This window comes from Maribacter corallii (assembly GCF_047345415.1).
Classification (GTDB): Bacteria; Bacteroidota; Bacteroidia; order Flavobacteriales; family Flavobacteriaceae; genus Maribacter_C.
This window is the reverse complement of record NZ_JBLFEP010000004.1, coordinates 525,390-537,325: the sequence shown is the minus strand read 5'-3', so window position 1 is coordinate 537,325 and position 11,936 is coordinate 525,390. Positions and strand designations below refer to the sequence as shown.

Sequence of the window (11,936 nt, the reverse complement as noted above, 5' to 3'; positions counted from 1 at the left end):
AAAAAGAGCCGCTTTTAGCGGTTCTTTTTTATTTGATCAACCCTTTAGAACCCTTTTCATGTAGTTGAAGTTCGAAGACTTGATCGGGATCGAGACCTGGTTCTTTTCGATGCGAAACGAATATCGTTGCGATTGCGCTCTCGCGAGCCATCTTGTTTACAAGGGCGACCAACAAAGCGGCCGAGGTATCATCCAACCCTGCCGTAGGCTCGTCTAAAATCAAGAGCATGGGATGTTTGATCATAGCGCGGACGGTCATTACCAATCTTTTCTGGCCCATACTTAAATCGTGGAAGTGTCTGTCTCTACTTGGCCACATTCCGATTAATTCAAGCCATTCCTTAGCCAAACGCTGTTGTGCTTCACTTGGTTTTATATACAGGCCAATAGAGTCGTTCAGACCTGAGATGATCATATTTTCTACGGAATGGTATCCAGTGAACTTGTCGGTCATTGCCGGAGTGAAATACCCGATTTTTCGTTTAATATCCCAAATAGATTCCCCGCTTCCTTTCTTCCGGCCGAACAAATAGAGTTCCTGACCATAACCTTTCGGATTTTCACCTGTTATCATGGAGAGCAAAGTTGTTTTTCCGCTTCCATTTTTTCCAATAAGCTGCCAGAACGCTCCCTTTTTTATAGTCCAACAAATGTCTTGTAAGATAGGTTTGTTCCCAAATCTGACATTTATATTTTGCAATGTGATCAATTCGTTAGTGGTATACTTCCATTTCTGGGGTGGCTCTGGAATTTTTCCCGAGAAGGGTTCCGCCATGAGTTGTGGTCCTATGGAGTTCAAATCATTTTGAACCTTTAATTCGAGTTTGTCAAGGATTGCGTAGTTCATTATAAACGGGAGCAAATCGACCCTTCTGCTAATCAAGAGTACGAAAACCGTACGAATCGATTCCGCGGCCAAGGTAAGTGTCAGTTTTTCTTGTGAATCGATGTCCAAATTATCAAAAGGATTGTCTAGGATCATAAATTCCGGCTGCTTTGCCAATAGGTAGTGAAGGAGTGCCTTTTTCTGTTCCCCACTTGACATAGAACGCAGCGACTGTTCATGGTCTTTGGTAATGATCTTGTTTCCATGCCGATCTTCTTCATCTATGAACCGTTCGATGGCGATTTTAGAGAATAGCGAACCGTTCCGATCCTTAAAGGCGTTCAATGCCTTTGGAGGTTGCCCGTTCAATACCGCACGAATAAACGCGCTCTTGTGAGATTCGTTGTTGATAAAGACGGCCCAATGTTCGAACTTCATATGTGTATTCTAAAAATATAAACGGGGTTGCCGTGATAATCCGTAGTAGTGTCATACCTCATTCCATTTTTCAGGGCGACCTTTTGGGAGGGAATATTGTCTTTATGAATAATGGAGATCAACGAATGGGATAGCTTTTTCGACAACGCATATTCTTTACAGGCGGATGCCGCTTCTATCGCATAACCCTGTTTCCAGAATTTTGGCAAAAGTGAATATGCAATCTCAAGTTCTTTTCTAGCATCGACCTCTTGTACTAGAAGCCCGCTTTGACCGACAAACTCACCTGTTGTCTTTGAAATCAATGCCATTTTTCCTCCTAAGTTATTGGAATACCTATAAAAGGTGCGTTCCAAGTCTTGTTCGCAGGCCGTTGTGGGATCGGTAGGAAGTCCGTCCCAAAATTCGGAAGTTCTAGGGTCCTCATGAAATGGGAGCCAGAACTTTGCATCGGAAGGGTTGACTTTTCGAAAGCACAAACGATCCGATTCAAAACCGTCGAGAAGATAGTTGTTCATTGATAGGTGTTATTGAGCATCCATTGATGCGTTCGCTCCCAAAATACTTCTTTATAAGCAGATTTAAAAAAACCAAAGTGTTTAGCGCTGCGCTCTTGCGGGGTCTTATCGTGGTGAACCCTGGTCACCTTTGAATTTGTATAGACCCTTGCCAACCAATCGACCGTATTTTGCGGGGCAAAAGGATCTTCGTGGAAACTTAAGGACAATATTGGAATTTTGAATGCGTCGAAAAAATAATCCGTTTTGTTTTCAAAATGCATCATGTATGCCTCTTTTCTTCCCCAAGAAGCCCATTCATAGACCATTCTCTTTGGTAGGTTTTCAAATAGCCCCAGTTTTTTGGCCGGAAAATAACCAAAAAGTGGTGTCAATCCTGGAATCAAGAAATACCAGAATAACCACATTTTATAGCGGTGAATTCCCCTGAATTCTTTCCAATATCCGCTTTGGCAGGCCACTAGAACCGCTTTATCGATTAACCGATAATTGGTATTAAAACCGAGAAGTTGGCCTCCAATGCTGTGTGCAATCAAGGTAATCGTATGATGCTCATATTCATACTTTGCATAATCGATGACAGTCGCCTGATCTATGCTTCCCCAGCTCTTCAAATCGCCTTCAAAGGTTGTCAGGGACTTCGTGCTCACCAAGGATTCCCCGATACCGCTATAATCGAATGTATAAACTATAAAACCTTGCGATGCGAAGTATTGGGCGAATTTGGAATAGTATTGCTGCAACACTCCTGTTGCCGAAGAAACAACAATGGTTCGTTCTTTATGTTTGGGCGATGAATATTTTGTGACACCTAGAGGAGTGCCGTGTGCTGTTGGTATGGCAATTCTTTCGATTTGAACAGTCAAAATCAGTTTTTCATGAATTGTATTTTATCACCGACCTCAAGGGTCCACTTTTGAACAAGACCTGCATTGACTTCCAGCACGTAGGTCACCGGAACTTTAGAAGAAAGCCCTGATTCATCCAATGGGCGGGCATTTTCTTGAAAACTGACAATGGTCGAATCTGCTTTGATGAAAATAAGATCTAAGGGTATTTCCGTATTCTTCATATAAAACGAATGCATGCGTTCATCTGGAAAAATAAAGAGCATTCCTTGATGGGCCTCCATATGGTCGCGGTACATCAAACCGGTCTGAGTTTCATAATCGGTTTCCGCGATTTCGATGTCGAAGATCGTGATCACCGTATCGACTTTCTGCCTTTTAATCACCAGTTCCCCTTCCTTACGAAATACGATGGGTTCCGTTTTTACGGTTCTTTCGGGATTCTCTTTACACGAAAAACATCCTAAAAAAACGACACTAAAAAATAAAACAAACGATTTTCTAAACATTATCTTTTCTTACACCTAACTCCCCGACGCTTTCATGGGTCGGAACATAAAATACAAGCCGATTATAATAAAAGGAATACTGAGCATTTGACCTATAGCCAAAGTGAAGGACTCATCCAATTCATTTTGGCGTTCCTTGACGAACTCGACGAAAAAACGGATACCCCAGAGCAACACTAAAAAGGTGCCAAAAAGGAAGCCTGGCTTGTTTTTTTTGTCGGTCTTCCAGTAGAAATAGTATAAAATCAGGAAAACGAAAATGTAGGCTACCCCTTCATACAATTGCGCGGGATGCTTATACGGTACATCTTTAATATATTCAGAAAACTCAGGTTTGCTGACCAACGCAGCGTAGGCATCGTTTACGGTTTTTTCCTTGGTGATTGACATGGCTTGACCTTTTCCGATACTATCCCTCACAAAGCGTGTTGCGAAAATAAACGACTCATCTACTTTTCTGCCAACGATTTCGGAATTGAAAAAATTACCCAAACGCACACAAAATGCACCAATGGCGACAGGAATCACGATCCGATCTAAAATCCATAATACTTTGAATTCTGGATATTTCCTCACATATAAAAACATACCTATGATAATACCAATAGCGGCCCCATGGCTTGCCAGCCCAGTAAATCCGGTAAATTCATACCCATTGATAAATCCTAAAAGGCTGCCATTAGCACTTTCCCGAATGGGTAATAATATTTCTAATAAGTGGTCTGAATAATAGGCCCAATCGTAGAAGAATACATGACCTAAACGTGCCCCGAGCATAGTGGCCAGAACCGTATAGATAAAGAGGGAATCGAGCTGTTCGATACTCTTCTTTTCGTTGAAGAAAATCCGTTTCATCAAGAACCACCCAATGGCAAATGCCGCGATCCAGAGTAGGTTGTAATATTTGATTTGCAAGGGCCCAATGTTGAAAAGCGTTTCACTAGGGTTCCAGGTAATACCTAAAAAGTACATGTAGCTTTATTTTGAAGGGCTAAGATACTAAATGCCCACTTGCCCCCAAAGAACGAAATCAAATCATCTCTTAATGCAAACGGCCAAACCTTAAGTTATCGGGTCAATCAAACTTCGTGTATTGATTTCTGTTTTTTAAGGAATGGGATCATAACCTTTTCCACCCCAGGGGTGGCAACTGAAAATGCGCTTCACCGCGAGCCACCCTCCCTTCAAGAGTCCGTGTTTTTTCAAGGCCTCAAGTGTATATTGTGAACAGGTGGGCGTATAGCGACAGCTTGCCGGAGTATAAGGAGATATGGCAAGTTGGTAGAACCGTACCAGCCATACAAAAGGGGCTATGAGTATTTTCTTCATTTTACCTATTTAGAGTTTCGCTGGCCGGATGTAAAAAGAAAGGCATTCTCCTGTCTAGTATGATTTTGGCTGCCTTACATCAAGAACGGATAGTGAATATTCCGTGTCGTATGCTTGAGCGATGCTCATAATTCCACGCGCTGATTGTACCTATTGAATCAGCTGCTGGTTATTGATGGAAAAGTCAAGAAACACTAAAGGTCGTTCCCTCTTTACCGTCTTTTAACTGAATGCCCATTTCGGCCAGTTGGTCCCTAATTTTGTCGGAGGTCGCAAAATCTTTGTTATCACGTGCTTCCTTGCGCATTTGAATCAAAAGTTCAACGACGCCGGCAAGCTTATCGGTGCCTGCTTCGCTTTCACTCTTGTTTTCAAGACCCAATACATCAAAAACAAAGGAACTGATGGTAGCTTCCAAAAGCGCTTTGTCCGCTTCGGAAATACTTTCTCGCCCTTCTTTAATCGCATTGATATGCTTTACGGCCTCGAACAAGTGGGCGATCAAAATCGGCGAATTAAAATCATCGTTCATGGCGTCGTAGCATTTCTGTTTCCAGCTGGTCACATCGAAATCCGAGTTTTTTCCTGACTCAAGACTCTTGAGTATTTGTAGGGCGTCCATTAAGCGGTGAAACCCTTTTTCGGAGGCGAGTAGGGCATCGTTGCTCAAATCCAATATACTGGTATAGTGGGCCTGCATCATAAAGAATCGCACAACCGATGGAGAAAACGCCTTGCTAAGAATGGCATTGTCACCTGAAAAAATTTCCCCCGGCAAAAGGCTATTTCCCGTTGATTTCGCCATTTTTTTCCCATTAAGGGTCAACATATTGGCATGCATCCAATAGTTTACGGGAGAACGGCCGTTGCTCGCTTCAGCTTGGGCAATTTCACACTCATGGTGCGGGAATTTTAAATCCATTCCGCCGCCGTGGATGTCAAACGTGTCTCCCAAATATTTAGTGCTCATCGCGGTACATTCCAAATGCCAACCTGGAAAGCCATCACCCCAAGGAGAAGGCCAGCGCATAATATGTTGTGGTTCGGCTTTTTTCCAAAGTGCAAAATCTTGTGGACTCTTTTTTTCGTCCTGGGCGGTAAGCTCACGGGTATTGGCAATCATATCCTCTAGCTTTCTTCCGCTTAATTTTCCATAGGCGTGGTCCTCGTTAAATTTGGTGACATCAAAATATACAGATCCATTGATCTCATAGGCATACCCTTTCTCAAGAATATCCTTAATGATTTCAATTTGTTCGATGATATGACCAGTTGCGGTAGGCTCAATGCTCGGAGGTAAAAAATTGAATTTTTGAAGAATCGAATGAAAATCCACGGTGTATCGTTGTACGACTTCCATGGGCTCTAGTTTTTCCAAGCGCGCCTTTTTGGCGATCTTATCCTCTCCATCTTCGGCATCATCCACTAAATGCCCGGCATCGGTGATGTTTCGTACATAACGCACTTTGTAGCCCAAGTGTTTGAAATACCTGAATATCATGTCAAAAGACATAAAGGTGCGGCAATTACCAAGGTGTACATTACTGTATACCGTTGGACCACAGACATACATGCCGATATGGCCTTCATTTAAGGGGGTAAAAACCTCTTTTTTTCCACTCAGGGAATTATAGATTTTCAGCACTTGACTTTGGTACAATTGCATTACAAGAGAAAAGGTTAGAAATTGGTATCGAGATTAATGTAATCCAAAAACTCGCGACGTACGGCTTCATCTTTGAATTTGCCACCATATTCAGCGGTCACGGTGCTACTTTCGATATCCCTGATTCCTCTGGAGTTCACACATAAGTGTTTTGCATCGATTACACAGGCTACATCATCAGTGCCTAAAACCTGTTGTAATTCACGTACGACTTGTATGGTCAAGCGTTCTTGAACCTGCGGACGTTTGGCGTAATAGTCCACGATACGATTCATTTTTGAAAGTCCGACTACGGTACCGTTGGAAATATAGGCCACATGTGCCTTGCCCACGATGGGCAACAAGTGATGTTCGCAAGTGGAGTATAGCGTAATGTTCTTTTCAACAAGCATTTCGCCATACTTGTATTTATTCTTGAAAGTAGATGATTTGGGTTTTCGCTTGGGATGTAATCCACCGAAAACTTCGTTGACGAACATTTTGGCTACTCTGTTCGGCGTACCTTTTAAACTGTCATCTTCGAGGTCTAGACCTAGCGTGAGCATAATCTCCCTAACATTTTCCTTGATTCTCTCGATCTTTTCCTTGTCCTCAAGAATAAAGGCGTCTTCTCGTAATGGTGTATCTTCTGAAGTGGAAACATGGTCGTTCCCGATCTCATCAAAATGCTCTTCCAATGTACTATCGATTTTCATCTAAATCTAACTTTTACGAACTGTAAAGATATACATTATATGGCACTTTATACCCTATTTGGGCCATTACACAACATAAATTAGTGTTAACTGCAAAGGTGTTTTAATTTTAGGAATTACGACCTACTACCTACTTATGAAACGGTACTACTTCATTTTTGGAGTGTTTTTCTTCCTTGGAATACAACACAATCTGGCTCAGATTTCGCAAGATTGTATCGATGCCATTCCGATATGTAATAATACGCCGGTGAATGGCGGTACCAGTGGTTTTGGAATCGATGATTTCAATGGGGCCGACATGAGCGGCTGTCTTGAAAAGACGCTCGGTGGAGCCATCGAATCGAATGCGGCCTGGTATCGTTTTAGAACAGGGGCCACAGGTCAATTGGGATTCAATATTGGTTTCAATACTACGGAGGACTGGGATTTTGCCTTATACAAAACAGACGATTGTAGCGCCCTTGGTGACCCGATTCGCTGTAATTTTTATGACAATCAAGACGAAAACACCTTCATTGGAGTGGGGGAGGATCCGACCGGTGACACAGCCAATATACAGTATGAAGAATGGTTGGATGTCGCTCCAGGTGAAGACTACTACCTTTTAATCAATAATTTCAGTAATAGTAATTCGGGATTCTCCATTCAGTTTTCAGGAAATATATTCGTGACCAATCCATATGATGCCTTGGATTGCTCAATTATCAGTAATCTTTTGGGCCCTCCGATTTCGGCCTGTGAGTTCGATACAGTGACCCTGGATGCGACCACCGCTGATGCGGTGGAATACACGTGGTTTGCAAATCTAGGTAGTGGCTTTCAGGAAGTTTTAGGGGAAAAAGACCCGACCTACGAGGTGTCCGCTACTGGAAGTTATAGGGTAATCGTTTCTCGTCTAGCCGGTAATATTATTAGCGACGTGCAGGTGGCCTTCTCAACAATTCCCACAGCGCATCCGGTTGCTAACGCTGCCGCGTGTTCCGCAATGGCCACTTTTGATCTGTTTTCCAAAAACAACGAAGTACTTGGCGGACAAAACCCTAGTAATGCGGTAGTGAGTTATCACGGGTCTTTGGGTGATGCCATAGCGGGTTTGAATGCGCTTCCTCGAGAGCTATCTATAGGGGCAGGCTCGCAAACCGTTTATGTAAGGGTAACCTCCGCGGAAAACCCAAACTGTTTTGATGCGCCACAAGAGTTCGAACTGATTAATTTGGAAACTCCTGATTTGGACTTTCCCTTGGAAGCCTATTTATGTGATGACGGTTCGAGCATTACCATTGGTCCCGAGACTTTTGATACCAACTATAACTATCAATGGGACTCCGGTGAAACTACACCGAATATTACCGTTTCCGCGCTTGGAACACATACCTTGACAGTGACCAATAATCAAGCGGGGCTAAGTTGCTCCGATTTCAAAACCATAGCAGTAGTGGTTTCGAACTTGCCTGAAATAACGGATATTAAGGTAGATGATCTTCAGAATACCAATATGGTAACTATTGAAACCGACTTTCAGAATGGTTGGTTATATCAATTGGATGAAGAATCCCCTCAAACTTCTAATGTGTTTTCGGGAGTGCTACCTGGAGAACATAGGGTAAGTGTACTTGACCCTAGAGGTTGTGGGTCGGTTAGCGAGAACATAGTCGTTGTCGGTTTTCCTAGATTTTTTACTCCGAACGGTGACGGAATGAACGATGATTGGACCATTGACGGAGCTGAAAACCTGACCAACCCCATCTTAACCATTTATGACCGCTATGGAAAATTGATGAAGCAGTTGGATCCGACCAATTTTGGTTGGGATGGCCTTTTCAATGGGCAAGTAATGCCTTCAGCCGATTATTGGTTTACCTTGACCTACACTAATACCAATGGGCAAACTACTACTGCAAAATATATAAATAACCACTTTTCGTTGCGAAGATGATTCAGTTTCGGGGTGTATTTCATCGATAAACGGCAGAAATTACCGATAAACGCATACTAAATCGGTGGAGGTAGAGTTATAGTAAGTATTAAGAGTTTATCACAAGTCCCTTAATCTATGCGAACACTCTTTGTAACTACGTTTTTATTTCTTTTTACAACTGCCATACATGCGCAAACCGTTAATTCGGGTGATTGTCGAACCGCTATTCCGGTCTGTGCCGATGCGCCTATTATGATGACCGTTGACGGCAGGGGTGCCGTCGATGATTTTGACCCTGAGGTGATTCTTCAAACCGGTTGTCTTGAAAAAGGTAGTATTGCTTCGGCAAATATTGAAAACAATACCTCTTGGCTTGTTTTTCGGGCAGGAACTGGAGGACAGGTAGGTTTTGATATTGAAGCACTTCCCAGCGTTGGAAATACGATTACCGCGGAATGGGATTTTGCTGTTTATGGGCCTGATGTGGATTGTGCCGATATTAGCAATGGAACGGCGCAACCTATACGGTGTAATTACGAACCAGGCGACACGAACTTCACCGGCCTTGGAGTCAATCCCATAAATGGTCAGGCAGGTGCACCGCCACTCACTTCCAACCAGAATACTTACGATGAATATCTAGATGTTCTGCCTGGGGAAATATACTATATCCTAATCAACAACTACAACACTAATTTTGATAACCAATCGGAAGACTTTATGTTGACCTTTACCGGCAGTTCTGTGGAAGCGGATCAAGACTCAGCGCTCGATTGTACGCTGCGCGATGAGTTTCTAGGATTGGATATTACGGCCTGTGAAGGTGATCCGGACATTCTTTTGAGCGCGTTGCGTTCTCCTGCCGGACCTGACGTTGCGAGTATTGTATGGTCGGTAGACTACGATGATGATGGTACTATTGATGATACTAATTTGCCTGGTATCGGTGTCAATGGCGGAGAGCTTATTGTTTCAAGTCCCAATACCGGAAGATATTTTGCCGACATTACAACCATGTCGGGTACCCCACCAATGGTATCTGATGTGGGAGGTGTGTTTATCGAGTTCTTCGGGCCACCCGAGTTTGCTGGGGTCGAAATACTTGATACGAACCTATCCATTGATCCCGATATCAATAATGTGGAAATTCTGGTCAATGGCAATAGCGAATATGAGTACGCCCTAAATGGAGGCGAGTTTCAAGATGAAGCGGTTTTCACCGATATTCCACCCGGAATGAACACGGTCATTATCAATGACAAAAATGGGTGTGGTACCACGGAGGAAGATTTCTTAATGGTCGCTTATCCAAAGTTCTTCACTCCGAATGGAGATGGCATCAACGAGACCTGGAATATTAGGGGAATTGAAACGCTGGGTAGTCCGATCGTTTTTATCTTTGACCGTTATGGTAAACTTTTAAAACAGTTGGATGCCAATTCCGCTTGGGACGGTACTTTTAACGGAAGACGCATGCCCTCTTCTGATTATTGGTTTCGCTTCGAGTATGATGAATCGGTAGATAACCTTGTCGTCGCAAAAACAAGAAAGACCCACTTCACTCTAAAAAGATAGTTTAGGCTTACATCAACAAAGCATTCCTTTCTTGCCGGGGGAAGGGCGTTGAAAAAGAATGCTTTGCTATTGTAAATTATAAGTACTACCTAGAAATTCAAGGTATAGCTAAGTGTAGCGTTTGTGTTGATAGCATTTATCGTAGCCGGCGTATCCAGACCAGTATCGAATAGTCGCTCCATAAGATCCCGTTCCGTTCTGCTTAGGGATAGGTCCAGTCTACTTCCTCCGAAGTCATAACCAATACCCGCGGAAAGACCGTATAGATCGCCAACAATATCCGTATTCGCGTAAGGACTTTGTTCAAAACGGTATCCACCACGAAGACTAAAACGTTTTATTCGGTATTCGCCGCCTACCCTAATCGTCGATACCGCACCAAGTTCATTCGAAACAGTTTCGTTCACCGCAGCAAAGTTAGCATCTCCGGTAGGACCAAGTTCGGCTTGGGACATATCTTGATACCCATAGTCAACACTAATAAGTCCGCTTTTTCCAAAAATAAACGCAGCGCTTCCCGTAAGCTTCGAGGGGGTCTTAAGCGTGTATCTAGGGAATAAATTGACCACGTTCAAATCGATGAAATTGATATCCGAATCGGCCAAATCAGAATTAATACGTTGCGATAGGTCATCGGTGAATCGATACCATGTTGGTGATTGATAGCTTCCTCCTATTCGGACCACATCGTTAAGTTTTGCGATAGCTCCGACGCTAAAGGAGAAGCCCGAACCCTCTGTTCGCAGTAAATTGTCAAATGTCGTGCGTTGAATTTCCGATCCGGTATCGTAACCTGTTTCCGTAAATTCATCGTAGCGATCGTATAAGACCGTGTGAAAGTTCAAGGAAGCTCCGATATTCAGTTTTTCTTCATATTGAGAGGCGAAGTTTACGGTGAACTTACTATTGTAGCCCGTAGTGTTTCGCACTAAGCTTTGATTGACAGTGGAATAATCCGCGGTTCTAATATAGCTCGTGTTGGCATCTTCCATAGTGTCTGGATCGATGAGACCCCCATAATAGCCTAAAAAAGCCTGTTGATCCCCAAATCCCTGTTGTGCACCTATATCAAGATAAGCATCTTCGATAAATTCATTTTCCTGTAGCAAAAGCGAACCAAAAGGTACGCCGTTGGCAAAGTTCAAGAAGTAATTGTCGATACCCTGATTACTCGTACCATTTATAAGGACTTGAGAGTCAAAATTTTGGATGATATCATAGTTTCCGGCTATGGCCACTTTGTTCCATCCCGATTCAGGATTAGCGCTCTTAAAGACCAAAACGCCCCCTACCTGATTAATATCAATGTTGGTATCCGAGGTACTTCGGGTTGTGCCGAAATAGGTGGCTGAGTTGTCCGTGTTATAGGTCGTGCCCGAAAAAGTAAAGAGACTATTGTTGAAAACGGCTGACCCCGCCGGATTAATGTTCAATGCGGACAAATCTCCACCAAGGGCTCCAAATGCACCTCCCATGGCCTGAAAACGAGCTGTTCCTTGTAAATTTTCAGTGCTGTAGCGCAGCACATCAGAGGTGTTCTGGGCTGTTACGAAAGTACATGCCAAGAGCACTATGAAAGTATAATACCTTTTCATTCTTACAATTTTTTTA

11 protein-coding genes are annotated in these 11,936 nt (G+C 43.1%); 2 read left to right on the top strand and 9 right to left on the bottom strand.

Annotation, left to right across the window (positions count from 1 at the left end; genetic code table 11):
- Window positions 1-28 precede the first annotated feature (28 nt).
- From ACKWCA_RS16635 to folE, 8 genes are all read right to left on the bottom strand, one after another.
- A complete protein-coding gene (locus tag ACKWCA_RS16635; protein ID WP_413979337.1) occupies window positions 29-1,264 on the bottom strand; it encodes an ATP-binding cassette domain-containing protein in 1,236 nt (411 codons plus the stop codon).
- Window positions 1,261-1,782 carry a GNAT family N-acetyltransferase gene (locus tag ACKWCA_RS16630; RefSeq protein WP_413979336.1) on the bottom strand — a complete coding sequence of 174 codons (522 nt, stop codon included), beginning with the start codon at window positions 1,780-1,782 and terminating at the stop codon, window positions 1,261-1,263. The genes ACKWCA_RS16635 and ACKWCA_RS16630 overlap by 4 nt, the downstream gene beginning before the upstream one ends.
- Window positions 1,779-2,648 carry an alpha/beta hydrolase family protein gene (locus ACKWCA_RS16625; RefSeq protein ID WP_413979335.1) on the bottom strand — a complete coding sequence of 290 codons (870 nt, stop codon included), beginning with the start codon at window positions 2,646-2,648 and terminating at the stop codon, window positions 1,779-1,781. Before ACKWCA_RS16625 ends, ACKWCA_RS16630 begins: the two co-directional genes overlap by 4 nt.
- Before the next feature lie 2 nt (window positions 2,649-2,650).
- The gene (locus ACKWCA_RS16620) at window positions 2,651-3,139 is read right to left on the bottom strand and encodes a DUF192 domain-containing protein (protein ID WP_413979334.1); all 489 of its coding nucleotides are present in this window, start codon (window positions 3,137-3,139) and stop codon (window positions 2,651-2,653) included.
- Between the two features lie 15 nt (window positions 3,140-3,154).
- Window positions 3,155-4,111, bottom strand: coding sequence for a prolipoprotein diacylglyceryl transferase (lgt, locus tag ACKWCA_RS16615; RefSeq protein WP_413979333.1), 957 nt, complete (start codon window positions 4,109-4,111; stop codon window positions 3,155-3,157).
- A gap of 135 nt (window positions 4,112-4,246) precedes the next feature.
- Window positions 4,247-4,468 carry a membrane protein insertion efficiency factor YidD gene (yidD, locus tag ACKWCA_RS16610; RefSeq protein WP_413979332.1) on the bottom strand — a complete coding sequence of 74 codons (222 nt, stop codon included), beginning with the start codon at window positions 4,466-4,468 and terminating at the stop codon, window positions 4,247-4,249.
- Window positions 4,469-4,652: 184 nt separating this feature from the next.
- Window positions 4,653-6,134 carry a cysteine--tRNA ligase gene (gene cysS / locus ACKWCA_RS16605; protein WP_413979331.1) on the bottom strand — a complete coding sequence of 494 codons (1,482 nt, stop codon included), beginning with the start codon at window positions 6,132-6,134 and terminating at the stop codon, window positions 4,653-4,655.
- A 14-nt stretch (window positions 6,135-6,148) separates the two neighbouring features.
- Window positions 6,149-6,829, bottom strand: a complete 681-nt coding sequence (gene folE, locus ACKWCA_RS16600; RefSeq protein ID WP_413979330.1) for a GTP cyclohydrolase I FolE — start codon at window positions 6,827-6,829, stop codon at window positions 6,149-6,151.
- A 136-nt stretch (window positions 6,830-6,965) separates the two neighbouring features.
- Here folE and ACKWCA_RS16595 point away from each other — a divergent pair, with 136 nt between their 5' ends.
- Both ACKWCA_RS16595 and ACKWCA_RS16590 read left to right on the top strand, forming a co-directional pair.
- Window positions 6,966-8,768: a T9SS type B sorting domain-containing protein gene (locus ACKWCA_RS16595; RefSeq protein WP_413979329.1), complete on the top strand. Its 1,803-nt coding sequence runs from the start codon at window positions 6,966-6,968 to the stop codon at window positions 8,766-8,768.
- Window positions 8,769-8,885: 117 nt separating this feature from the next.
- Window positions 8,886-10,325, top strand: a complete 1,440-nt coding sequence (locus ACKWCA_RS16590) for a T9SS type B sorting domain-containing protein (protein WP_413979328.1) — start codon at window positions 8,886-8,888, stop codon at window positions 10,323-10,325.
- Between the two features lie 89 nt (window positions 10,326-10,414).
- Here the strand turns inward: ACKWCA_RS16590 and ACKWCA_RS16585 are convergent, their stop codons facing one another.
- Window positions 10,415-11,920 carry an OmpP1/FadL family transporter gene (locus ACKWCA_RS16585; RefSeq protein WP_413979327.1) on the bottom strand — a complete coding sequence of 502 codons (1,506 nt, stop codon included), beginning with the start codon at window positions 11,918-11,920 and terminating at the stop codon, window positions 10,415-10,417.
- Window positions 11,921-11,936 lie beyond the last annotated feature (16 nt).